The organism is Blastopirellula marina, assembly GCF_002967765.1.
Taxonomy (GTDB): domain Bacteria; phylum Planctomycetota; class Planctomycetia; order Pirellulales; family Pirellulaceae; genus Bremerella; species Bremerella marina_A.
Genome location: NZ_PUHY01000010.1, coordinates 520,017 through 543,655 on the forward strand (window position 1 = coordinate 520,017; position 23,639 = coordinate 543,655).

The 23,639-nt window shown below is 54.4% G+C and carries 24 protein-coding genes; 12 read left to right on the top strand and 12 right to left on the bottom strand.

Features of this window, described 5'->3' with window-relative positions:
• The 3 genes from C5Y83_RS13125 to C5Y83_RS13135 all read right to left on the bottom strand — a co-directional run bounded on the left by C5Y83_RS13125 (nucleotide 1) and on the right by C5Y83_RS13135 (nucleotide 2,627).
• A complete protein-coding gene (locus C5Y83_RS13125) occupies nucleotides 1-816 on the bottom strand; it encodes a hypothetical protein (RefSeq protein ID WP_105330186.1) in 816 nt (271 codons plus the stop codon).
• A 61-nt stretch (nucleotides 817-877) separates the two neighbouring features.
• Nucleotides 878-1,699 carry a hypothetical protein gene (locus tag C5Y83_RS13130; protein ID WP_105330187.1) on the bottom strand — a complete coding sequence of 274 codons (822 nt, stop codon included), beginning with the start codon at nucleotides 1,697-1,699 and terminating at the stop codon, nucleotides 878-880.
• 151 nt (nucleotides 1,700-1,850) lie between these two features.
• The gene (locus tag C5Y83_RS13135; protein WP_146117767.1) at nucleotides 1,851-2,627 is read right to left on the bottom strand and encodes a hypothetical protein; all 777 of its coding nucleotides are present in this window, start codon (nucleotides 2,625-2,627) and stop codon (nucleotides 1,851-1,853) included.
• Between the two features lie 306 nt (nucleotides 2,628-2,933).
• Between C5Y83_RS13135 and C5Y83_RS13140 the strand changes: the two genes are divergently transcribed.
• From C5Y83_RS13140 to C5Y83_RS13165, 6 genes are all read left to right on the top strand, one after another.
• Nucleotides 2,934-4,148: an argininosuccinate synthase gene (locus C5Y83_RS13140; RefSeq protein ID WP_105330189.1), complete on the top strand. Its 1,215-nt coding sequence runs from the start codon at nucleotides 2,934-2,936 to the stop codon at nucleotides 4,146-4,148.
• A 1,136-nt stretch (nucleotides 4,149-5,284) separates the two neighbouring features.
• Entirely contained in the window at nucleotides 5,285-5,989 is a 705-nt protein-coding gene (locus tag C5Y83_RS13145) for a hypothetical protein (protein WP_146117768.1), read from the top strand.
• Nucleotides 5,990-6,121: 132 nt separating this feature from the next.
• Entirely contained in the window at nucleotides 6,122-6,682 is a 561-nt protein-coding gene (locus C5Y83_RS13150) for a hypothetical protein (protein ID WP_146117769.1), read from the top strand.
• Entirely contained in the window at nucleotides 6,666-7,346 is a 681-nt protein-coding gene (locus tag C5Y83_RS13155; RefSeq protein ID WP_105330192.1) for a class I SAM-dependent methyltransferase, read from the top strand. The genes C5Y83_RS13150 and C5Y83_RS13155 overlap by 17 nt, the downstream gene beginning before the upstream one ends.
• A 149-nt stretch (nucleotides 7,347-7,495) precedes the next feature.
• A complete protein-coding gene (locus C5Y83_RS13160) occupies nucleotides 7,496-7,876 on the top strand; it encodes a YkvA family protein (RefSeq protein WP_105330193.1) in 381 nt (126 codons plus the stop codon).
• Nucleotides 7,877-7,890: 14 nt separating this feature from the next.
• Nucleotides 7,891-8,391 carry a glutathione peroxidase gene (locus C5Y83_RS13165; protein WP_105330194.1) on the top strand — a complete coding sequence of 167 codons (501 nt, stop codon included), beginning with the start codon at nucleotides 7,891-7,893 and terminating at the stop codon, nucleotides 8,389-8,391.
• Between the two features lie 60 nt (nucleotides 8,392-8,451).
• Here C5Y83_RS13165 and C5Y83_RS13170 read toward each other — a convergent pair whose 3' ends face one another.
• The 3 genes from C5Y83_RS13170 to C5Y83_RS13185 all read right to left on the bottom strand — a co-directional run bounded on the left by C5Y83_RS13170 (nucleotide 8,452) and on the right by C5Y83_RS13185 (nucleotide 11,624).
• Nucleotides 8,452-8,673, bottom strand: coding sequence for a hypothetical protein (locus C5Y83_RS13170; RefSeq protein WP_146117770.1), 222 nt, complete (start codon nucleotides 8,671-8,673; stop codon nucleotides 8,452-8,454).
• Nucleotides 8,674-8,957: 284 nt separating this feature from the next.
• Entirely contained in the window at nucleotides 8,958-10,664 is a 1,707-nt protein-coding gene (locus C5Y83_RS13180; RefSeq protein WP_199195037.1) for a protocadherin, read from the bottom strand.
• Nucleotides 10,665-10,724: 60 nt separating this feature from the next.
• Nucleotides 10,725-11,624 carry an SgcJ/EcaC family oxidoreductase gene (locus tag C5Y83_RS13185; protein WP_158262350.1) on the bottom strand — a complete coding sequence of 300 codons (900 nt, stop codon included), beginning with the start codon at nucleotides 11,622-11,624 and terminating at the stop codon, nucleotides 10,725-10,727.
• 571 nt (nucleotides 11,625-12,195) lie between these two features.
• On the opposite strand from C5Y83_RS13185, the gene C5Y83_RS13190 reads away from it, so the two are divergent.
• Entirely contained in the window at nucleotides 12,196-13,632 is a 1,437-nt protein-coding gene (locus tag C5Y83_RS13190) for an AAA family ATPase (RefSeq protein ID WP_105330199.1), read from the top strand.
• Between the two features lie 76 nt (nucleotides 13,633-13,708).
• Here C5Y83_RS13190 and C5Y83_RS13195 read toward each other — a convergent pair whose 3' ends face one another.
• Nucleotides 13,709-14,398, bottom strand: a complete 690-nt coding sequence (locus tag C5Y83_RS13195; protein ID WP_105330200.1) for a hypothetical protein — start codon at nucleotides 14,396-14,398, stop codon at nucleotides 13,709-13,711.
• A 184-nt stretch (nucleotides 14,399-14,582) separates the two neighbouring features.
• Here C5Y83_RS13195 and C5Y83_RS13200 point away from each other — a divergent pair, with 184 nt between their 5' ends.
• The 3 genes from C5Y83_RS13200 to C5Y83_RS13210 all read left to right on the top strand — a co-directional run bounded on the left by C5Y83_RS13200 (nucleotide 14,583) and on the right by C5Y83_RS13210 (nucleotide 17,037).
• On the top strand, nucleotides 14,583-15,404 hold the full coding sequence (locus tag C5Y83_RS13200) for an amidohydrolase family protein (protein WP_105330201.1): 822 nt from the start codon (nucleotides 14,583-14,585) through the stop codon (nucleotides 15,402-15,404).
• Between the two features lie 23 nt (nucleotides 15,405-15,427).
• Nucleotides 15,428-16,183, top strand: coding sequence for a hypothetical protein (locus C5Y83_RS13205; RefSeq protein WP_105330202.1), 756 nt, complete (start codon nucleotides 15,428-15,430; stop codon nucleotides 16,181-16,183).
• 209 nt (nucleotides 16,184-16,392) lie between these two features.
• Nucleotides 16,393-17,037: a hypothetical protein gene (locus C5Y83_RS13210; protein ID WP_105330203.1), complete on the top strand. Its 645-nt coding sequence runs from the start codon at nucleotides 16,393-16,395 to the stop codon at nucleotides 17,035-17,037.
• Nucleotides 17,038-17,048: 11 nt separating this feature from the next.
• On the opposite strand, the gene C5Y83_RS13215 is transcribed toward C5Y83_RS13210, so the two are convergent.
• The 3 genes from C5Y83_RS13215 to C5Y83_RS13225 form a co-directional block, all read right to left on the bottom strand.
• Nucleotides 17,049-17,768 carry a phytanoyl-CoA dioxygenase family protein gene (locus C5Y83_RS13215; protein WP_105330204.1) on the bottom strand — a complete coding sequence of 240 codons (720 nt, stop codon included), beginning with the start codon at nucleotides 17,766-17,768 and terminating at the stop codon, nucleotides 17,049-17,051.
• On the bottom strand, nucleotides 17,765-18,040 hold the full coding sequence (locus tag C5Y83_RS13220) for a hypothetical protein (protein WP_199195038.1): 276 nt from the start codon (nucleotides 18,038-18,040) through the stop codon (nucleotides 17,765-17,767). The genes C5Y83_RS13215 and C5Y83_RS13220 overlap by 4 nt, the downstream gene beginning before the upstream one ends.
• 116 nt (nucleotides 18,041-18,156) lie before the next feature.
• Nucleotides 18,157-19,071: a YHYH protein gene (locus C5Y83_RS13225; protein WP_233207207.1), complete on the bottom strand. Its 915-nt coding sequence runs from the start codon at nucleotides 19,069-19,071 to the stop codon at nucleotides 18,157-18,159.
• A gap of 236 nt (nucleotides 19,072-19,307) precedes the next feature.
• On the opposite strand from C5Y83_RS13225, the gene C5Y83_RS13230 reads away from it, so the two are divergent.
• Entirely contained in the window at nucleotides 19,308-20,186 is an 879-nt protein-coding gene (locus C5Y83_RS13230) for an alpha/beta hydrolase (protein ID WP_105330207.1), read from the top strand.
• 11 nt (nucleotides 20,187-20,197) lie between these two features.
• Nucleotides 20,198-21,679, top strand: a complete 1,482-nt coding sequence (locus tag C5Y83_RS13235) for a hypothetical protein (RefSeq protein WP_105330208.1) — start codon at nucleotides 20,198-20,200, stop codon at nucleotides 21,677-21,679.
• Nucleotides 21,680-21,697: 18 nt separating this feature from the next.
• Here C5Y83_RS13235 and C5Y83_RS13240 read toward each other — a convergent pair whose 3' ends face one another.
• Nucleotides 21,698-22,528, bottom strand: coding sequence for an alpha/beta hydrolase (locus C5Y83_RS13240; protein ID WP_105330209.1), 831 nt, complete (start codon nucleotides 22,526-22,528; stop codon nucleotides 21,698-21,700).
• Nucleotides 22,529-22,625: 97 nt separating this feature from the next.
• Nucleotides 22,626-23,489 carry a neutral zinc metallopeptidase gene (locus C5Y83_RS13245; protein ID WP_105330210.1) on the bottom strand — a complete coding sequence of 288 codons (864 nt, stop codon included), beginning with the start codon at nucleotides 23,487-23,489 and terminating at the stop codon, nucleotides 22,626-22,628.
• Nucleotides 23,490-23,639: the final 150 nt, after the last annotated feature.

Sequence of the window (23,639 nt, forward strand, 5' to 3'; positions counted from 1 at the left end):
TTAATCGGCGCGGATGATAATTGCGAACATCATCCATGTCGCGAATAACGCGAACGGTGGCATCACCAATCCCACCGCGTGATACCAATCTCGCTTGGTCTGACGCCGGTCGTCTGCCAGCATGGCCGCGATGAAAGCGATCATCGCGACTAAACCAGCTAACACGTATGCCACTTCAAACCCATTGTATGGGTTCCAAGGGCTCCCGAAACCTTTCTGGTAAACCAACCACCGGGCGATCGTTTCTGAGCCGATCGATAGGTAGTAGACCACACATATCCAGGCATATTGTCTCCACCATTTCGTTTCCTGTGTGGTTCGTAGCACCCAACCATAGAACGCGAATGCGAGAATCGCTTCCGGCATGTACACCAGAAAGTACCCCAGCCCATTGGTTTTTACGGTACCCGCGAATAAGTCCACAATCCCAACGACAACCTGACCGACGATGCTCGTCGCAAAGGCGATGAGTCGCCAATGACCTGGCATAAGCCGAGAGAACTCGCGTCGACGAACTGCTTGAATAAATAGCGAGATCCCCATCCCTGCCGTCACGGCCACTATCAAAAGACAAACAATAAATGTCAGAATCAGTCCTCCCCCGATGGTTTCAGGTAACTGGAAATCTGGAAAAGAGGACCACGTAACGCCAAGTATTCCACTCACCACAAGAACGCATCCCACCACCAACCGCCAACTGGGTAGCGTCAGTTTTTCCAGGTGCTCCGGCTCGATCGCTTCAACCTCGGTCATGGCAGGCGATTGAAACGGATTGTGTGGCTCGGGCGAGTCGATTTCAGGGGAGGGTGGAGACATAGTTTTCGTGCGGTAATGAAGTGATCTTCGCGGTCAGCTTGGAACGTAGCAAGCGGGCAAATTAGAAACCAAACAAGATCGAATTCAAGCCGACCTGGAACAGCAACGCTGCGATAGGCAATGCCAAGCCCAAGTAGTGGTACGCATCGCGAGGAATCTTGCGGCGAAAATCGATGACGATGGCCATGAGCAGCAAGACCAGGATCACCGCCGCAATCAGATTCGAGATCCCCGTTAAAACGATGTAAACACTCCCAAATCCTGCACCGGCGAAGCCGTCGAACCAAAACGGGGATGCAAGCGAAGCCAATAGCATGACGACGTAGTAGACCAAGCACATCCAAGCGTAAACTCGCCAAGGGTAGGTTTCCACGGTTGTCCGAATGACCATCAAGAACAGGGCCGCCGCCAACAACTCTCGTATCCCTTGCTGAAAGATGATCTGGACGCCCACGAAGTTGTTATCTTCGTTAACCAGCTGAGTCAGAATCGCAAACGTGTACAGCAGATCTCCAACGATCACTCCCGAGATTGCCACCAGCCGCCAATGCCCTGGCATCAACTGGGTCAGCTGACCACGGCGCACCGCGTGGAAGAAAACAGCCGCCCCAAGGCCAGCGATCGCCCCCCACACGACTTCCTCAAGCACCCAACTCCACATTTCGATCCACTGGGCCTCCATCAAGAAGGCGATCCCGTAGAAGACCACCATTTTCGAGAGGATCCCGAGCACGACGCACACCGCCACGAACGGCACCCCAGGCGTTAACGGCAAGCCAAGCCCTACAACATTTTCCGACGGTTCGACCTCCATCGACTCGATACTGGGGGCAGCAAACGGATTTTCTTCCAAGGGGGTGTTCTCTGGGCTGGTAGGACTCATACGAACTCTTAGGCTCAGCTTAATTTACGGCCAAATAATAACAGCAATTAATTACGCCAAATTGCCAGATCCGGCGAATGAATTGAAATCGAGCCCTACTCCTGGTGGATTCTGAAAAGGCGAAAATCAAAGTCGCAAGTAGGGCTGCCAGTTATTCGTAAGCAGCTAACGTGACGATGATTTGGTACACCGCCATGTGCAGCCACGGAACCAGCACAATGAGCATGAGTCCGGCGTAGTGATAACTGTCACGAGGAATGTTTGCTTGACGATCGGAACGAATGCCCAGCAGAATTAAAATCACCGCCACGAGATTCAGAACGAGCAACCCCCAGTTGATTGTAATCATCACACCGTATAGGAGTTCATACCCTCCGAGCAAAGAACGAACTCCGGTTGTGTGAACTTCTTCCACCACCCTGGCAAGCCCCTTGCTGACCAAGTCGAGTGAATATGCGGCTGCCATTACCCGCGCATGATGTCGCCATGCGCGTGACTCCTTCGTTACCACTGGGAACACGAGGTATAGCGCCGTCGACAGCGCCAACGACACAAACCATGCCAATTCGTCTCCTAAGAGCGATAAGAAAACAATCAACCGCCAGTGCCCGGGCGAGAGCGTTGATAACCGTCGATGGACAACCGCATGCGTCAGCAGCGCCAACCCCAAGCCATACATGACGCCATACAGAAAGTTGGGCAAACTCCACAATACTTTGCAGATGAAATAGACGTCGGAATTCGCGTAATACGAAATCGACGTCAGCAAGTTCAGCACGCTGCCAATCACCAGGCAGCTCCAAAGCACCCGCCCGCTGGGAACGTTTGGGAACTCTTGTTGGTCGACCACCGCCACTTCGGGCGAAGTGAAAGGGTTGGTTTCTGCCGGGACTCGTTGTTCGGTCATATTGTCGGACGCTGAATTCATGCCGGAGATAGGTCGCGGTGGGGGAGGGATGTTGCCAGCCACAATGGGGCTTTCCCCGCTCGTGGCGTTTGCAAAGTACCCGGCCTGATGAGCCGTCGCAAGGATAATCCCCAGTGCGGTTGTCTCTATTTCGCCCTGACCGCCCCTTGTCTCATCGCCCCCCCTATCGCAGAATGAACCTCTTGTTTCGGGGCTTCCTCTTCCCACGTAGGGAATTGGCAGTCTGGCCGTTCGCGTCGTTGCGGATCGTCCGCCAGCCGAATCCCGTTTTTCCGCTTCATTGCCTATTCGCCTGCGAGCATCAAAATGCCAAGCTGTGTCCTTGCTTACTCTGGGGGTCTCGATACTTCGGTCATCTTGGGATGGCTGCAAGACGAAGGTTACGACGTGCATGCCGTTTACGTCGATCTGGGACAGCCTTGCGAAGACCGCGAGGCCATCCTGCAGAAAGCCAAGGATTGTGGCGCCGTTTCGTCCCGCATTGTTGACGGCCGTGAAGAGATGTGCCGCGATTTCGCGTTCCCCGTTCTGCAGTGGCAAGCCAAGTACGAATCGATTTACCTGCTGGGTACCTCGATCGCTCGCCCGCTGATCAGCAAGCTTTGTTTGCAGGTTGCCAAAGAAGTGGGTGCCGACGCGTACGCTCACGGTGCGACCGGCAAGGGGAACGATCAGTGCCGTTTCCAGTTGGCCGCCGAAGCCCTCGACCCGAGCGTGCAGGTGATCGCTCCGTGGCGAATTAAGCGTTTCCGTGATAAGTTCCCTGGCCGCACCGAGCTGATCGCTTACTGCAACGAAAAGAACATCCCGGTCAAGGCTTCGACTGCCAAGCCGTACAGCAGTGACGAAAACTGTCTGCACATCAGCTACGAAGCGGGCGAATTGGAAGACTTGGGCGTCAACGGTGTCGAACTGGTCGACTTCGGCATGACGGTCAGTCCTCAGGATGCCCCCGATCAAGCGGAAACGGTCACCATCAAGGTCGAGAAGGGTGTCCCGACCCACGTCAACGGCGAGAAATGCACCGCCTTGGAAGTGGTCACCAAGCTGAACGACATCGGCGGACGCAACGGCATCGGTCGGATCGACATGGTCGAAAACCGCTTCGTCGGCATGAAGAGCCGTGGTGTGTACGAAGCCCCAGGCATGACCATCCTGTACGATGCTCTGCTGAACGTCGAACAGCTGACGCTCGACCGCGACCTGATTCACCTGCGTGACCAATTGAAGACGATTGTCGCCGAAGACGTTTACAACGGCTTCTGGTACAACGCCAAGTTCGATGCCTTGCTCGCTTTCATCAAGAACGCGATGGAGAAGTGCACCGGCGAAGTGACCTTCAAGCTGTACAAGGGGAACATCATCGTCGACAGCCGTTCGAGCGAGACCAGCTTGTACGACGAAGGAATCGCCACGATGGAAGGTGGCGGCAGCTACAACCAGGACGACGCCGAAGGCTTCCTGCGAATCCAAGGTCTGCCGAGCCGCGTCCAAGGCCGCGTTACCCCGCGTCCTTACTAACGATTGGCGGCGGATCTTTTCTCCGCAGTCCCATGTCACAACATCAGGATGGCCGCTGGTAGTTTCCGGTCGCCATCCTTTTTCATGCGCTAGTACAGCCTCTTTCGAGCATACGTCCAACGCATCAGCGTTTCCCTTGCTGTGTGCCACGGGCCTCTGGTCCGTGTCTTTCGACGTGAGAACTTGCTGATCGTGGAGTTCGATCGAATTCGCTGAATCGTTGGACACATCCTTCGAAGACCCGGGCAGGATGCCAGGGGCACACCGAGGAGAACTGGTTGCTTGAGCGCAACTTTCTTCTGCTAGGTTAATGAAAGGGCCAATACCTTCTGGCACTTCACTTGGCTCTTTAAGGTTCACCTTGGGTGGTGCGTGTGAGCGGCGGCGTTTGGGGCGGGGTGTTGGCCCCGGCGGGCGACATGACCAAAGATCTTTGCCCTCTTGCTCTCGTTGTTCCCGGTAACGCTGCCGGCGGTCCTCCTCTTGATCGGCATGCTCTTGTTCGTCGTTGACACGTCTGATCAGCCGCTTCAGCCGTTTGCCGACCGAGGACCAGGAAAACCGATTTCTCGGTGCCGGGGTATTCACACTCAGCTTTAGATCGTCCAGCACCTCTTTCGGCGTCCGCGGCGGGAGAGGTTCGTCGCTACCTGTTTGTTTTAACTGCGTTTCTTTCAGCGATTCATCCAGGGCACGTATCCGCCCAGAGATCGAAACCAGCGTGTGATCGATGTGCGTGACAAGCTCACGTACTGAACGTTTGATCTCTTCGCCGGTGGGTGGCGCCGTTCGACCGAGCGGCGGCAGAACGCCCGCGGTGTACGCGTCGAGCTCTTTCGCCAGTTGTAAATAGGTCTCGGTCATCGAATGGAAATACTTGGATTACGATAGAATCAGGGATTGGTTTCGAGATGCGTTTGGTTATCCAGAGATCATGTAAACCTTGCAAGCAATATTTTCCTCCAGGCCAGCGTAAGGCGTTGCCCAGGCAGGGGAAGAAAGTTTTCGTGGGGGTCTGAAAACGCGAGGTGAACTATGGAGGGGACAGACGGTTGCGACTTGCATGCTCTGCAGTGAACGCTTATCACTACGAGTCTTATTCGCGTCCTAACCCTGTCCCAGGAAACGCCCGCTTTATGTCTGAGTCGTCTGTTACTAAGTCAGAAATTGAGTCTTCGCCCCGGCGATGGCGACGTTTTCGGTTCTCGCTCGGTAGCATGACTCTGGTTCTGTTTGTGATTTGCTTGATCGGATCGCACCTGCGAACTTCCTGGTTGCTGTACGACGCGAACCGCACACTTCGCCAATATCGCACCGAGTTCGGGCATCTCTCGATAGAAGACCCAGCCAAGGTTTACGTCATCGCGGTCGATCCTCACCACGAGCTTACCTGGCAGTGGCGGGTTTACATTCCACCGGGCGCGCAGTACGAACTGTGCGCGATCTATCGCGAAATCCCTGGCATAAATCATCAGCCGGACGATCTCAAGTTCCCGAAGGAGCGAAGTAGTCATTACCCCGTTGCGGATGGCGAGTTGTTGATAACGCTCAGCATTCAGCGAGACGGCCAAGATCGCTGGCGTTTTCATCGTCTGGTGACCGATGACTCGGGTGAACGAAGCGACATGTCTTGGGGAATTCGGGACGAAGATATGGCCCCGCTGATCAGCGACAAGACCTTCAAGAGTGAACGCGGCATCTTCAAGGGAGGACCACAGCAAACGTTCGATCTCGGCTCAAATATTTTGCTCTTGAAACATCGAGCTGCGCCGTCCACGAACACCGACTTTACGGAAGTCACTGACGGTATGATGTTCTGGCTTTCTCCCGTTGATCCGTAATCCCATCGCTATCTCTCCCACGACACTCGCGATTATTTGGCATGAAATCGTCGATCCGACACGCTTCTAGGGGTACGATAACGGAGTTGCGTAAGAAGCGGCCCAACATCATCCCCATGCCAGGAGCCTCCATTGAAAACCGTACTCAACCTATGGATGGTCGTCACGTTATCGTTCTTCTTCGTGGCCGACGTGCTTGCCGATTCGCCTGAGCCACCGCCGGGTATTCCTTGGCAATTAAAAGCGCTCATGAAGCAGGCCCCATCGATCAGCGATGATTCTCCTGTCGAAAGCTTCGGGGTCCCCAGCGAGGGTGGCGCGATCATCACGAGTGACGACTTCATCTGCTTTCTGGAAGTTTCCAAGACTAAGAGTTCCGACCGCGATCGATACAAGTTCCGTACTTACAGTAAGAAGTACGACGCCGAGGTGAGCGGCAAAGGAAAAGTAGAAGAGAATTACTATCGCATTCGCCGGCCGAGCACGAACAGTGGCGCGGAAGTAGTCGATAAGGGTTCGACGCTGATGATCGACGCCGGGCTGTTCTCGGTGCTGTGGTCAGCAGGGCATTGGATCTATGTGAGTCCATCGAAAGCGACCGTGACGAAGGGAACCTTAGCCGACTACGAAGAAGCGGTCGAAGCGGCGCGTGGTGAGCAGCAGCCTGAGGAAGAGCATGCTCTCTCTCCATGAATTAGAAGCATCGGATATCGTTGCGAACTCGCAGATGAATCGCGAGCGGCAATTAAGTGGCCCCAACAGTTACGCACTTGATTTGCGTTTTAACCCGCTGGACGCGATGCGTTCTTATGCCGAGGCTGGGAAATCGGTACGGTGGCTTGATCTCTGTTGTGGAACCGGCAAAGCGATCATGGATGCGGCCAAAATCGTTCGGCAGGAGGTACTGTCAATTGAAATTGTTGGAGTTGACCTTGTCCCGATGTTCGACCCAGGCGGCACTGACTTGCCAAGCCTCACACTCGTTGCAGCATCGCTCCACCATTGGGAACCGGATGATCCTTTCGATCTGATCACTTGCGTCCATGGCTTGCATTACGTGGGTGATAAGCTGGGGCTCCTGCAGCGAGCCGCCAGATGGCTGAAACCAGGTGGACGTTTTGTCGGTCATCTCGATATGAACAACGTTCAGTGCATCAACCGCCAATCCATTGGCCGCGAAGTTGCTGCTGTGATTCGTCAGGCAGGGGGAAGCTATTCCTCAAAAAGTCGACTGCTTGAAGTCGCGGTAAGTCCTTTATTGTGCTTCCCTTTCGCTTACCTAGGTGCCAACGACCACGCGGGGCCAAACTACATAGGGCAACCAGCGGTGGATTCTGTCTACAAACGCATTTCTTAGAAAATACCTGCAAGATCGGTTTTTCAACGACGAATACCACGGTGTATAGGTATGCGCCGAATGTTCAGAGTTGCCATCTCACCCATTGGCGTGGCTGGACATTTTCGGGGCTGCTTCTACGATTCAATCGAGGAGCTAGAGAGATATTTATGACTGCTGACGCTTACGAACGACTCAATGAATATGCCCAACGGGCGAGTGAAGAGGACGTCGAACAGATCCGAGAGAAGATCCGCGGCATGAACCGGGGACCGATTCGCAAGATGTGGAACGACGTGATGGCATTGTGGCGAATGATCACCGACAAGAATGCCAGCTGGGTTTCCCGGTCGATGGCGATCGGTGCGATTGTTTATCTGATTACGCCAATTGATGCCGTGCCTGACTTGCTACCGCTGGTCGGTTTGAGCGACGACGCTGCCGTGATCATCGCCGCCGTGGCCGCGCTCGCCTGGGAACTGAACAAGTATCGTCAAGCCGAAGCAAACTTCGATCCATCCACGGTCGATGCCACGCCGTCGACGAATTAATCCCGATTGAGCTTATGACGACCCAGCAAGAGAACCAGACGTTCTATGACTTCCACGCGAACTCTCTGAAGGGAGAGGACGTTGATCTTTCGCAGTTTCAGGACAAGGTTGTTCTGGTCGTTAACACCGCAAGCAAGTGCGGTTTGACGCCCCAGTACGCTGGCCTGGAAGATCTTTACAAGAAGTACCACGACGACGGGCTGGTGATCCTTGGTTTTCCCTGCAACCAATTTGGTGGTCAGGAACCGGGGGATAGCGAAGAGATCGCCTCAGGCTGCTTAATCAATTACGGCGTGAGCTTCCCGATGTTCGAAAAGATTGAAGTCAACGGTAAGGGAACGCACCCACTGTTTGTGTGGCTGAAGAAGAAGCTGCCGGGGATCTTGGGGCAGGGGATTAAATGGAATTTTACGAAGTTCCTCCTCGGCCGCGATGGAACGCCGATCAAGCGGTTTGCTCCGCAAACGAGTCCCGAGAAGATCGAACCTGCCGTTCGTGATGCTCTTGGCAAATAAAGCCTGACGATCGATGTCAGGCAATCGGTTTGCTTAGAGAACTCTGGCGGCGATGGTCTACTAGCCGAACTTCTTTCGAATCCATTGCCGCACCAACGAGATGACGGCCGTTGCTCCGAAGAACATAACCGGGATCGCAATTGCAAAGCCCCATTGGACGCTCGGCTTCTGAAATTGCTGGTCGATGAATGATACTTTCCAAGCGAGCCCGGTAGCGATCGTGGAGGCAATTAAGCTCATGACAACCGGATCAAGCATGGGATTCTTTTGTTTTTGAGGCATGATGTTCATCTCGGGGTTGGAACGTAGGGGCATTCGTGCAGCACGTCACCATCGAGCCTGTCTCGATCCATTTGTTCCGTGCCGGAGTGCTTCGCTAGGGCTTTCCCGATATTGGGGTTAAGCGCGTAAATTCTTTCGAATCGTTTGACTCGGCGACGAGTGCTCAGTCGGATCAACGAGCGTGGCGTCCAGAAAGTGATGCCTGGCGGGGCATCGTGACGCAAGAAAAGCAAAACGGGTGCCATGCAACGTAGACGAGGACATGGCACCCGGTTTTCTCAAGATTAGCTACTGGCAGAAGAATCGTCAGAAGAGGAATTCTGATCTTTGAGTCGCACCAGCAACCACTGCTCGGTTTTCTCCGCACCGAAGTGAATCAGCACGGGAGCTTCGTCCTTGGTCAGGTTGTAAAGGCCTGTCTCAACGACGTCGTTCTTATTGTCCCCCACGGTGAACGCCACACGCTGCGTCTTCTTATCGACGGAACCTTCGACCACCTGGGTATCGCCCGACTCGTTGTCGGTGTAGTTACCGCGAATGATACCTTGCTTGTTGATCGCCAGCTGGATGGTGACGTTTGACTTGGTTTCGTCGGTTTTGGTCAGTGCGAACACGCCCAGTGGCATCCAATCGCCATCGCTGGGGGCCTTGGCATCGGCGCCGTCGGTCGCCAACTGGCTGGCCGAATCGTAGTACTCTTGCGAAGTCCCGACGTCTTGGCCGTTGACGTACACGCTGTTGTCGACGTAGGTCACGTTGTTACCGTAGTCGTAATAGATTGGTGTCGTTGGATAATAGGCCATCCACGTACCAACCGAGTTCCAAGTTGCCCACTGCCAGGCCGTGCCAGCGGCCCAGCCGGCACAGAACCATGCCCCTGGGTGACTGGTATACCAACCGCCGTGATACATTCCCCAGTTATTGAAGTTCGAGCGAACCGCCACGGCCGAGTGATAACGTCCGGAAGGAGAAACACGGACGAAACCAGCGGCGGCCCCACGTGGGCCAACCGCAGCTCCACCAGCAGCGAATCCACCGTTCGGTCCTCGCACGGCACGACCACCAGCGGCACCGTTGGGACCGACCACACCACCTCGGGCAGCGGCGCCACCATCAGGGCCACGCACGCCGGAACCAGCAAATCGATCGCCGCCGGGGCCTTGTCCGCCAATATGAGCCGCGCCGCCACCGTCGTTTCCAGCAACCCCACTACCATGAATGTCACCGCCACCAGCTCCTTCTGCTCCGCCGTGATAAACGGTGTTGCCGCGAGGGCCGGTGATGCTCGAGCCGTGGGCGTCGCCACCAGGTCCGTTATACGATCCGTGATTGACGTTGAAGTTGTTGCTCAGATCATGCATGCCACCATCGGAAGGAAGGCCGAGGAAACCGCTCAACTGGCTGCGTGTTGGAGCGTTGCCAGAGAAACGATCGCCGAAGCTGTCTTGCGACAGGTTACCGAGTCCACCACCCAGGTTTCCGCGCGCATTATTCAATGCCGCTCCGCCACCGAGGTTGCCCCGCAGATCATTCAGTCCAGCACCGCCACCCAGATTTCCTCGTAAGGCATCCAAGCCAGGTCCCCCAGCGCCGCCGAAGCCGCCACCGCCAAGGCCGTTTCCACCCAGACCGCCCGGGCCCAAGCCGCGTTCGCCTAAACCGTTACCTCCAAGTCCAGCGCCACCCAATCCGGCGCCACCAGCGCCGCCGCCAAAGCCGCCACCGCCGAGGCCAGGTCCACCTTGGAACCCACCACCTCCGCCTAGGCCACCTAAGCCGCCGCCACCAAGTGCGGGGCCACCACCGTGAAAGCCACCTCCGCCGAAGCCACCACCACCTAGGGCTGGTCCGCCTCCGTGGAAACCGCCTCCACCACCGAAGCCACCTCCATGGAAACCACCACCGCCGAAGCCGCGGCCCCAGCTAGGTGATGCAGGAAGCAGCATCGCAAAACAAAGTGTGATCGAGGCGAAGGTAATTACGCGTTTCATAACAAGGTTTCTCGCAGAGATCTGTTGGATTGGGGGAGGATGACTCTCAGTCGGTTGCGTCTACTGACGTTTAACGACCACTTCTTCCGAATTCGGTAAAGCAACGTCGCCAGCGGTACGATCGACCGACTGCCACGAGTAAGCATTGTCGTCCAGACGAGTCAGTACGTTCACCGACGTCGTCACTGTCCCATCGCCCGTCATGCCACGCATGTTTGCTCGCCATCCCGAATCAATGGGCACCCACAAGCCGACCGCATGGCCACCATCGGCGCTGAAGTTCCAAGATTGGACGGACTTGGTCACCGGATTCCAACCAAGGATCTGCACACCGGAAGAGGTTGTCCCGTCGTGGCGAGTTGTAGTGTAAGTACGCTCGACAAAGCTTTTGTCGGCCACCCAACGGCAGACCGATTCCATCTTGGCTCCTCGTTCTTCCGCGACCCAGGTACCGATCATCCACTCTAAGTCGGCGATACTTTCGTAGTTGGATGGCTTGGCGACAAACTTGTCGTGCACGGAAGCCATCAGCCACTTGCCGTCGACCTTGCTATGCACAACGGTGTAGAGCGTGTAACCGGGGGTGCCGGAGGGAGATGGTTCGACCTCCGCACGACCTTCTTCAATGGCGATATTGTCACCGACCAAACGCAACGAATCGATCGTGACCTTCATGGTCGCGCCTTTATGATCGGCGAAGAATGTGGCGTATTCTTTTTCAATCGCCTCGCGACCGCTGAATACCTGACCGGCGCCGTCGACGTATTCACCTTGTTTCGTCCAAAGGTCGGCGACCGCCTTGGCGTTCGCTGCGTTGAACGCCTTCACGAATGTCTCCGAGCCAGATCGAATCTCGGTCAACGTTGCATCGTCAGCGGCGAGCGTCGTACCGAGCGAAGCGTTCGTCAGCGTTACGAAGGCAAACAAGAAGAGGAAAGCGAGCTTGGGCCAAACTCTCATGATGGGTGTCCTTGATAGACTCAGCATTAGGAAATGGAGGTTTATGGCGTGGCAGTCGTTGATCGAGGGCTCTGGCGAGTCTCAAGAACGGCTGCCCTGATTGCTCTTACCTTTTGGGGTCGAGCCAGGAATTCACCGAATCGTCACCCTGGGATGACAATGCCTTCAACTCTACCCCTAAATCAGACAATCGGCTTTTTAAGTTCACTCGAATCCCAATCTGAAGTGCGCGGCACCGTCAAAACCGATACCAGAGAGTCAGATCGAATTCGCATGTTTGCCCCAAACGCCTAAATGCTGGCCATGTTGCCGAAACACAACATGAAACGCCGCCTAGGCCTCCTTTCCCGACCCGACGTCTCCCTTCATTTTCTGCGCATCCGCTTGCCGATTGCAAACAGTTTTTGCCAAACCTGTCGAACGAAATCTCATCGCCCCAGCTTGTCTTCAATTCAGCTGAAGAATTCGCGCAATTCTCAACCGATTTCGCTACCATGACCGAAGGCAATCATTCCTTTCTATCTGCCTACTTTTTCATCGATCTCTTCTTATTTTGTGCGGAGGCCTTGCCATGGATTATCTCACCTTCTTCTGCGGTGTTCTCACGGGCATCGTGCTGTTTGTCATCATCAAGGATGTGACCATGCGGTTGTTGTCCGACAAGACATCGATCCCCTCGCTGTTGCGGAAACACTTTCGTGGCAAGAGCGTTGACGACGTCTGCATTTCGGAACGGCGTTTTCCTGCTCGCGTCCGCGCCGATATCCAGCGGGCGATCGATGCGATGAAAAACGAGGGTGTCGAAATCCTGGCGTCGGTTGGTGTGCAAAACGAGAACATCTATCACGGAATGACATTGGCAGGCGCCATGCAAGGAAGCAATCCCCTTTCATCAGTTTCGCCAGAGTATGAGACGGTCGATATCGGAGGAGAGGCTCCAGTTCGCGTGGTGAAAAATGGGTTCTGGATGCTTCGCTACCAAGGTGAAGCATTGGGCATGCTGGTATCGCGAATGCTGCATCCATGTTCACCTCCCTCGGTGAATCTGCATGTTCAATCATGCAATACGCCGGCAGGGACCGCGGCAGCCGAGTCCTTACTTGAAAAGTTAGAATCCGCGATCCAATCGGCTCCTAGTTATCGGGGGAAGATCCTCTCGTTAGAAGACGCTGGCGACGAATACTCTGGAGCCGTCGCGGGGATTCGCGTTCATAAACTACGCGAAGTCGAACGAGAACAAATTATCCTGCCTGATTCCACGCTCAAGCTGCTCGAGAGAAACGTAATCCAGTTCACGAAAAATCGAGCTCAGCTGGCGAACTTTGGGCAATCGACACGAAAAGGGTTGCTCTTCTATGGGCCTCCCGGAACCGGCAAGACGCATACCATCCACTTCCTGACGCGAGCGTTGGAAGGGCACACCACACTGATCATTTCGGCCGAGCAGGTGCAACACCTGGCCGATTACATGACGCTGGCGCGCTTGCTGCAGCCAAGTGTGGTTGTACTGGAGGATGTCGACTTGATTGCCCGCGATCGCGAACACCTTCAAACGCCTGGGCAGGAGTCGCTGTTGAACAAACTGTTGAACGAAATGGATGGTCTGAAGGAAGATGCCGCGATCCTTTTCATCCTGACGACCAATCGTCCGGAAGCTCTTGAGGGGGCGCTCGCTTCGCGACCGGGAAGGGTTGACCAGGCGATTGAGTTCCCGCTGCCAGATGAAGAGGGACGAGCCAAGTTGGTAGAGCTCTATTCCCAAGGAATGCGGCTTTCAGAAGACAGCGTCGCAGAAATAGTGCGTCGCACCGAAGGAGTCAGTGCGGCGTTCATCAAAGAACTGATGCGGCGAAGCGTTCAGTTTCATCTAGAACACAACGGCACGGATACGGTCTCGCGGGAAGACGTCGACAACGCGCTCGACGAGATGCTGTTCCACGGTGGAAAACTGAATCTGAAACTCCTCGGAGCCACCAGCAGGATCGGCTATCAAAGCGTGGAATCGTAATATGAGTCTGGGCATGACGGTTGAGTGCCCAAAATGCAGAAGCTTCGTGACCAGGCATATCCTCTTGGTCATGAGGTTACTGCGATCGACTAGGCAACAGGCTAACGAAGAGACCACTGATCGTCCCCGCTACCAGGGTGCTACCACCGATTGCCAAGACAAACCAAGGATTCTCGCCCGTGGCAAGGAATTTTCCAGCGTTCGCTGAATCGTCCTGAGCCGCCAGCATCGGCGCAACAAAAAGTAAAGCGACGATAACCAAGGCGATCCCGATACTTTGCAGCAATCCCAGCCAAACCGCGGTTCGTTCGCGCTTGCTCACGGGAATATCGCTTAGCCGTTGTTCGATCCTGGCACAGTGCCAAGCGACCATCGGCGAGAACAATACGGCCACCAAGTAACCGCGTGACGTGAACCAACTCGCGTCCATCAAGCGATAGTCCATCTCGTCGTCGATCAAGTTGTATTGAACCAGCGAACTGAAGACGCCAAACGTCAGCACAGCGCCGATCGCCGCTGAGATCAACCGCAGCGATCGTTTGCTAGACGTCATGCTTGCCGCGGCGGTTGCGAGCAAGAAGCTGGCCACCATCCAACCAATCCGCAGATGAGGAAATAGGTCAGGTAATTTGGGAGCGATGAGTCCGATCGAGAGAAACACGATTGACCAGAAACAACTCAACGACAACCGCCATGGATGATCCGCCACTTGGGGTGTTAACGGGGTCGATGGCTTGTTTTCTTCTCGCAGCAAATCAGCGATCATGGCAGCACACTCCGAAAATCTTTGGCGGCCCAAAAAAGGCCCCAAGAAAAGGATGGTGCCGCAGGGCCGACCGCCTGTATGGTAGGAAAAGCAAGCCAATCTGTCGAGAAATCGGCACGCAGGAAACGGAATGAAATTTGCACTTCGTTCGCGAAACTTATGACTTTCGACCGAGGAGTTCAGGATGATCATCGACTGCCACACCCACTTGAATAACTACCACGAGGAACGGGTTGTCTCCATTAAAGAGTGCCTCGACAAGTTGCAAGCTGACATGCACGACAACAGCGTCGACTACGCAATGGTGCTCAGTTCTTACAAAATTACCGAGCATCGGCCAGCTACGCGCGATGTGGTATCCGCCACGCGTGATCTGGACAACATCTTCGTCGTCGCCGGCATCAGCTATTTGCACTACAAGGAACGCGACCTGCGCGAGATCGCGGACTTCCTGGCTGATGGCCTGGTGAAAGGGCTGAAGCTTTATCCCGGATACGAACCGTTCTACCCGCACGACAATCGGTTGCAGGTAATCTACGACCTGGCCATGGAATTCGACGTACCAGTGATGATTCACAGTGGGGATACCTATAGCCCTACCGGGAAGGTGCGTTACTCGCATCCGCTGCACATCGACGATGTGGCGGTCGACAATCCAGACTTAAAACTGGTGATTTGCCACGTCGGGAATCCATGGATTCGGGACTGCATGGAGGTCGTCTACAAGAATGAGAACGCCCATGCCGATATTAGCGGGCTCGTGCTGGGGGACTTTGAAGACCGGTTCGAGAAATTCATGCTCCAGGAAATTCGGGAGATGATCCTTTACGCAGGCGAGCCGAAATATTTGCTCTACGGTACGGACTGGCCGATCTGCGGCATGAAAAGTTACTTGAAGTTTATCCGCGGCTTGGGACTTCCGGAGAAAAGTTTAGAGCTGATCCTGTGGAAGAATGCGGCTCGATTGTTCAAAATTGATGTCGGCGATCAGCCCTCGTCCACCTAGCCCCATTTGCCCCAGGCCTCAGCATGGATGCCAATGAAAACCAATCCGCCGTCCAAGAGGGACGGCGGTTCCCGCTTCGATTCTTACTTTGGACTCTTTTTGTCCTGGCGATACTTCTCTCGCTGGTGATCTCGAACCTGATCACTTCGTGGCATTTACGCAAGTCGCAAGAGACGATCGCCATGAAGAATGCGGAAATCGATTCGCATCTGGCAGAAATTGAGCAATACAAAGACCAACTCGGTATTCTTCGCGTGGGGGACGAAACAAAGACGCATCTTATCGCGATCGAAATGCATCAAGACTTGGTCTGGTGTTGGCGGCTCTTCGTGCCCGAAGGAGAAAAGTATGACATTCGCTCAGTAGTCGGCGACATCCCCGAAAACGACTATCCGGTCGCCCATCAGTATACGACACTCAGCTCGGGGGAAACGCGTTTGACCGTTTCGATATTTCGGGATGCTGCTGGTGAGTGGAAAGAAAAAATCGAAATGGCGCAAGGCAGAGACAAGTCCAGCATGACCATACATCTCGACGAAGAAAAGATGTCTTGGTACGGAAAACCGGGCAGTACGCGAACCAGTGAATTCAGTCCGAACTACGGCCAAAAAACAGAAGTTCCGTCCGAACGAATCGAGCTGATTCGAATCCGAAAATGGCCAAGATTTGAACCAGGCGTCACCCCGGATCAAAGTAAGCCGACCGATGGGTTTGTATTGTGGTTGGAGCCGGTGAATAAGTTGGAATCGGTGAACAGGCCAGACGCACGGGCCAACTAGCGATTGTGCTGATCGACTTTGACCAAATTTTCGCCATGAATTGAAGCTTTGAGGTATGCTATCTCGCTGGTAATTAATCAGTTCCCTCCATCAACGACCACCGATCGCTTGACTCGGATCTACGGTCGATCATAACGCCTGCCATGAGCCTCCGAGCCCTTTCACGCAAGCTACGAACCCCGCGTTCCCGCTGGCCACGATTCTCACTATTGACGCTATTTCTGGCAGCAATCTTTGTTTCCTTGGTGTTCTCAAATCTTTACACGGCCTGGCAACTTGGCGAGGTGCATGTGTTGAGCCGGGCGCGCAAGGAAACGATCCGCGTTCAGGAAGAAGAGTTGCGATTATATCGCCAACAATTAGGTATCCTTGCGATCCAAGATCCAGCGATGGCTCACGTGATCGCGCTTGAGACGCACCAGAATATGGTTTGGAAATTTCGCGTCTTCGTGCCCGTGGCGACTTCGTTCGCGGTGAAATCGGTCGTCGGCAAGATCCCCGAAGTCGAGCTTCCGCAAGCCAAGCCATCCAACACGATCGGTCCCGGCGAGTGGATTCTTACATTCTCGTTAACCCGGCGAACAGATGGTAAGTGGGTAGAACGTATCGACCGTGTTAGCGATTCGTTGATTTACGAACACTTCGCAAAGGTCCATGAGTCTGAGATCGACTGGCAGCGGATTTTTATCCTAGGTGATCGTAAGATTTTAGAGCCCGTGGAGAGCCAGAAGGCCTCGGATGCTGATCTTCCGATTCAGCTAGTGCGCGTCCGTGCAAAACCTGACATGTTTCGGCGTAATCGCGATATGGATCCACCAACCGACGGTTTCATGTTCTGGCTGGAACCGAACTAAGATGAAATCGATCACCGATTGACTGGCAAAGGAAGGAAGTCATTCCACTGCACGCCATCGGGCAAGTTCTTTTCTGCCGCGAATTCGAGATGGACGATTCGCCGATGGGCGGTCGTTCCTTCCTTTGACATGCTACTTGAGTGAGAGAGCAGGGGGCGCATCGCCAACACGTCCCCGGCGTTCGCACTGAGTACCAGAGGAGCCGCTTCTTGGCTTGAATCCAATAAATGCGAACCAGGGATGACCGCCAATGGACCGTTTTCGGCAGTCATCGCGTCGAGATGAATCCTCAGGGTTAGCATCTCATTCAGCAAAGATTCTGGGGCCTCAAAGTGCGCAATCCCCGCTTTGCATGTGGGATTCTTAAAGGTAAACGTCGGTTGGGAGTTATCTTTTACCGCAATGGTTCGATCACGATGCCAAGGAAGTGACCAAGTTCGATCAGGCGGCTTGTCAAAAAAGAGCCCACGCACCAGGCCAACGTTCTCGCCCAGCGTTTGTCGCAAAACACGGTACAAGCCTGGGTGTGCTGCCAACTCGGCGAGCCATGGACTGGCAGCCAATAAATTGCGTGATCCGTAAATACGATCGCGACTTTGCAGGACAGCGGGTCCCGGATGGGCAACCAGGTCATCCATGAGTCGCTCAGCTAACGACTCGATCGCGGTCGAATCGAAGACATTCGGCAACATTAGGTAACCATCTACGGCGAGCGTTTCGTGTGGGTTCATTCCATCGATGTCGTTAGGTCTTCTTGAATTTGGTGCAAGAAGTACTCTACTCGATCTTGCAGAAGTTCGACCAGACGTGCGTCCATAAATTGGTACTCATCAGGGATATCGAGCACCTGCACGACCTGATGGGCCAAGTGACGACGGAACTTGGATCGCAACCGTGTGAGGTGATCGTGCTCCATCACAAATACGATATCGGCCCATCCCAGATCCTTGGTGGACAGGCATCGCGCTGCCTTTGGGCTAAGGCCACGCGATCGAACCGCCATCCGAGGATCGTCGCAATAGATTCTCTCTGCGGTCGGGCTACGCCAAAGGTTGCGTGAGCAAACAAATAGAATGTTCCAACAAGGCAAGGTGGGGGCTCCTTACATGTTCCTAAGAATCAACGTCGAGGCGGTGGTGGTCCGAAGCCGCGCGGGGGCAGTCGGCGGCCCGGACCGCCACCAGACCTTGGGCCACGTTCAAAATCGCTAGAAGGCGTTCCTCGGTAGTTCCGAGGAATTACCGGCCATTGGTTGGTTAGGTAATACGCATAGGAGCCCTCAGGAAAATCAGGCGTCACAGCAAAACGACCGTTGCATTCATCTAGATCGCCTGCACCTTTGACAAATTCGTAATCTGCCAGAAAGGTTCCGTCGTAGCTCCCTCCGGGATTCCCTTCGCCACCGGGACGTCTTCCTTTTTTCAAGCGATAGGAAGACTTGAGTTCGACAATGGGACTCTCTGCTTTGTTCGCGTCTTGAAAACCGTATAGCGCATAAATCGGAAAACCATCGGCAGCCCAGCCGACGATTGGCGAATGCTGTCCCTGTTTGACGCCCAAGCTTTTCAACAGGTCGGTCGGCAGTCCGTGGTAATGGTAGGCACCTGTTGGCTGGACATGGGCATGATTCGCATCGATTCCGAGCACGACGGCACCGGAGAGGGCCTCGTACTGCCAGCCGCCACGGGGATTACCTTGATACCATTCGGCCGCACCTGGATCAAAAGGAACTCCATTCACGCCAATACCGAAGTCCTGCATTCGTAGCGGCGTGATCTGCTCGGCCATCTTCGGCTCGGCAGGAATCCGGAAGACATACTGCTGTGCGGCGATCGGATTGGGATTTCCTCGGTTGGGAAACGCACCAGTCAGATGATCGGGAATGCCGTTCGCGCGAATAACCCGCTGATCGCCAACGACTTCGATCGATATTTGATTCTTACCAGGTGCCTTTTGATTGGCGGGAATCAAGCTTAAAGCTCGCGCCTGGTTGACTAAATGTTGACGCATCCTCGGAACAAATTGCGCCAGCATAGGCGCCGATCCGAGGGCGACGGACAACAATCCGATTAATACTAAATGAAACTTTCGCACGGTGGGGGCTCCGGTAGGCATTCATTCTACTGGTTTACCAGTATATCGAACATTTAACCAGTGGGCGACAGCTTTGTTTCGCTGAAGTTGCTGGAAATATCGATCTGGGCAATTTATGATCTGCCTCAAATCAATCGCTCGCCTGCCAACGAACTCTTCCAGGAAGAACACTCCTTATGTCTCTTACAATCGTCACACGTTTGCTCGCGGTGTTGTTGTTGTTTCAGTTGTTGCCTCTCGCTCAAGCCGCGGGACCACGGATCACCAAGGATCTCGAATTCGCCAATGTTGACGGCCATCGTCTAAGGCTCGACCTCTATCAGCCTGAGACTGGCAAGGGCCCGCTAGTGGTTTGGATTCATGGCGGCGGATGGCAAGGTGGCAGCAAAAAATCGTGTCCCATCCAGTGGCTTACCGAGCATGGTTACAGTGTGGCCAGCATTTCGTATCGTTTGACCGACAAAGCGACCTTTCCTGCTCAGATCCACGATTGTAAAGGAGCGATTCGCTGGCTGCGTGCGAATGCGGAGAAATATGGTTACGCTACCGACAAAATCGCCGTGGCTGGCTCAAGCGCCGGCGGTCATTTAGCTGCACTTGTGGGAACTAGTGGCGATGTTAAGCAACTCGAAGGAACGGTCGGGGGGAATCTCGATCAATCGTCACGCGTCGACTGCGTGGTCGATTACTTCGGCGCGACCGATTTCGTTTTACGTTCCAAGACTCAGCCCAGCCGAGCGAATAAAGAGGGGTCCGTCGTCTACAAGCTACTTGGAGGTGGAGCCGATCAAAAGGTCGAGCTCGCGAAACTTGCCTCGGCGGCTTTTCACGTCACGCAGGACGATCCGCCGTTTCTGGTCTTGCATGGCGATAAGGACAACACCGTATTACTGGACCAGTCACAGCGTATCGAAAAGGTTTATCGTGAAGCAGGCCTACCACTCGAGTTGATCATCATCCCAGGAGCAGGCCATGGCGGCAGTGTTTTCTATTCAGAGAAATACCGGCAACCCGTCGAGGCGTTCCTGAAGAAACATCTCCAACGTCCCGCGTAACGAGAACTATTTTGTCGATTGTTGTCGAAACTAGCCCGCCTGATGAATCGCCCGAACCTGACGGCGTCTGGTCGATCCTCGCTCAAGCATTCCGGCATATGTTTTGGCCGTTTATCTTGGTGCTGATCGATATCCAGCTGGGTTTTAACGAGATCAAGATCGACATTTTGCCCGACTTCGTGGGCTGGTTGTGGTTGGCTGGAGCAATGCTTCCTCTGACCTCACGAGTTCCACTTGCTCAGACGATGCGGACGATTGCGTTTCTCTTAGCGGCCCTATCCTTAGTCACCTGGGTTGATTTTCCCGATGTCAATCAACCGACGGTCAACGGTATTCAGTTGACGCGAACCGAGATGACGACATGGGGTTGGTTTTCGTCAACGGTCGAATCGATTCAGGAACTGCTCCACGCATTGTTCGTCTGGCTGATTGTCGGTTTGATGATGAAAGTCACGTCGATTGCCCCAGAGTCTGGCTGGTTTGCCCATCTGAGACGGTTGCGAATCGTCTACGCCTCGATCACGGTTGTCGCACTTTTCGCACCGCTACTCCCATTCGCGAACACCGTGACGATTATCGTTGTGGCACTCGCCTATTGCCTAATCGCGATTATCTATGCCCTCGTGTTACTCGCGAGTATTCGCGGCGTCACATGGTTCTGTGAACAACGGGCACATAGTGCCTCCGCCGCGACGCCCAACCTACATGGAAAGGAGAACAGCATTTTGGAAAACGCATTACTTCCTTCCGACAATCGACAAGGTAAGTTTCGCTTTACCCTGTTCAATCTCGTGCTGCTGATTACCGTGATCGGAATGGCATCTTCGCAGATTCGCTTAATCTGGTCCGCAGGAGATGATTCGAGACGCGTGGCCGAAGCGGAAGAGATCGCGGAGTTCTATAAGAGTAAACTCAACCACATATACGTGCGAGACGATAGCAAGATTTATTGTCGTGCCGTTCCAACGCCCGATGTCTGGCACTCCGACGAAGAATCTTGGGAGTGGCGTGTCCATGTTCCCGAAGAAGGTCATTATCGTATTCGAATGCTAGCCAGCCAGATTCCTCAAACCGGAATTCCTGAACCCTTGCCAGGTTCGGTCGACCTACTCGGTGGCCAATCAACCGTGCGAGTAACGCTTTCGCCGGAAGCTGGCGAACATGGAATAGTCAAAGTCACCACAACCTGGGACGATCCGAATCGCCGCAGAAGCTATATTTCCACGAACGGTAGGATGAGGGAAATCACAGAGGTTTACTCCGACGAAGAAGTCTACGAACTCAAGGCGAATGAAGTTCCCTACGTCGGCGGTTCCGGCGGATATGTCTCGGAAGGAGTTCTTCCCTCCGAAGACACGACGACCTTTGATGCCGATTCCGAAGTATTACTGCTCCGAAAACGAATCTCGGTTTCTACTGGCCCGAATTCCTCAGGACCGTCGCCAAGTCCAAGCCAGGGATTAATGATCTGGATTGAAAAGCGCGACTTTTGATCACGGTTCGCCGTGAAACTATTTGCCAGAGGAATGAGCTTCGACAAACGTCTTCATGAGCAGGGCAGCAGGTTGCACCATGTTGCCATGATTAAAGCCTTCCAATTCGCGAAGCTTGCAATCAGGATGCCCCGCTTCTTTGAACATCCGCCACAGGTAGGCGTTCTCTTCGTAGCGACCGGTCATTTCCATATTGCGATCGCCGGTGGTCAAGAGAAGGGGCGGCGCGTCTTTGCGAACGTGATTGAGGGGTGCCAGGTCGTCGACCACGACTTTCAGGCGATCGATACCACGCTCTTTTCGCACTGTGAAGTGGGTAATGGTATGTCCGCTATGTGGAATCGCACCGGCAATTCGATCCGCATCAATCTTGTGGGCGGCTAACCAACGTTTGTCGAGGGTGACCATGCTTGTTAAATAACCACCCGCCGAGTGCCCGCTGACGAAGATCTTCTCAGGATCACCACCAAAAGATTCGATGTTCTCGAATGTCCAAGCGACTGCGGCGGCAGCGTCTTCAATATAGACCGGAGCATTTACCTGAGGATTGTGGCGATAGTTAGCCGAGACGACTGCATATCCTTGATCCCGCATGTACTGCGGAATCGCCTTGTCTCCGCCGGTCAAACCACCCCCGTGAAACCAAACGACCGTGGCGAAACCCTTCGTATTCGGATAGTGCACATCGAGCCGGCACTGCTTTTTCGCGTAGTCATCTAAACCTTCTTCGCTGCGGTACAGAATATCCTTCTTCAGACTCGAGCCGGGCGTCGCGCTCTGTGCCAACGCCAGCGAGGGAACGAAGGAGAGAGCAACCAGCAAAGCCAAGCGAAAGGTGGTGTTCAGCATCGGGGTACCAGCGAAAAAGGGCAGGGGGTGAAGGCAACAACGAATCGATGGACCGATTGTAGTTCAATCCCCCTGACGAATCGACACGCCCGATTCGCTACAGTTGATCGTACGGGATGTTAAACGTATCCCCCCGGCTCATATCGCCCGTCTTCAGACCGAGAAAGAACCATTTGGCTCGCTGCTTCGAGGTACCATGCGTGAACGATTCGGGCACGACGTACCCGCGTGATTGTTTCTGCAAGCGATCGTCACCAATCGCGGTCGCCGCGTTGAGCGCTTCTTCAACGTCCCCTTCTTCCAAAACATCCCAATTCCGCTCGGCGTGATGAGCCCAGACGCCAGCATAGAAGTCGGCTTGAAGTTCCAGCCGTACCGACAGGCGATTCGCCTCTTCCTCGCCAACCCGCTGCTGCATGTTGTGAACTTCGTCACTTTGCCCGAGCAAGTTCTGCACGTGATGCCCGACCTCGTGAGCAATCACGTATGCTTGGGCGAAGTCGCCACCGGCACCCAACCCTCGTTCCATCTCGTCAAAGAAACTTAAGTCGATATAAACCCGTTGATCGAGTGGGCAATAGAACGGCCCCGTTGCTGCTTGCTGAAAACCACATGCCGATTGAACTCGATCGCGAAACATAACCAGTTTCGGATCGCGATACTGTTTGCCGAGTTGCTGAAACTGCTGAGCCCAAACGTCTTCGGTATCGGCTAACACCACCGAGACAAATTGGGCACGCTCGTCACTCTTCTCGTCGACCTGAGCGGGGGCACCACCGCCGCCACCTGCTTGCTGCTGATTGACCAGCATCCGCAAAAGTGCGCGCGGGTCGCCACCCATCAGAATCACGACAACGACCAGGATGATCCCGATCAGTCCACCACCACCCATCATGACGGGGCCTCGAGCCGACCGTCGATCTTCGATATTCTCGCTACCTCGCCGCCCTCGCCAACGCATGCTGATCTCCTTCGCCGACTGCTGCCAAGACGTACTCGCTGGTTCAGCCGTTTATCATCTCTTGTCCACGCGTGAAATGGGACCATAAAATCCCAAAACGTTTTACGAATTGCCCATTCACAGCAATTCCTGGGCCAAGATCAATGAACT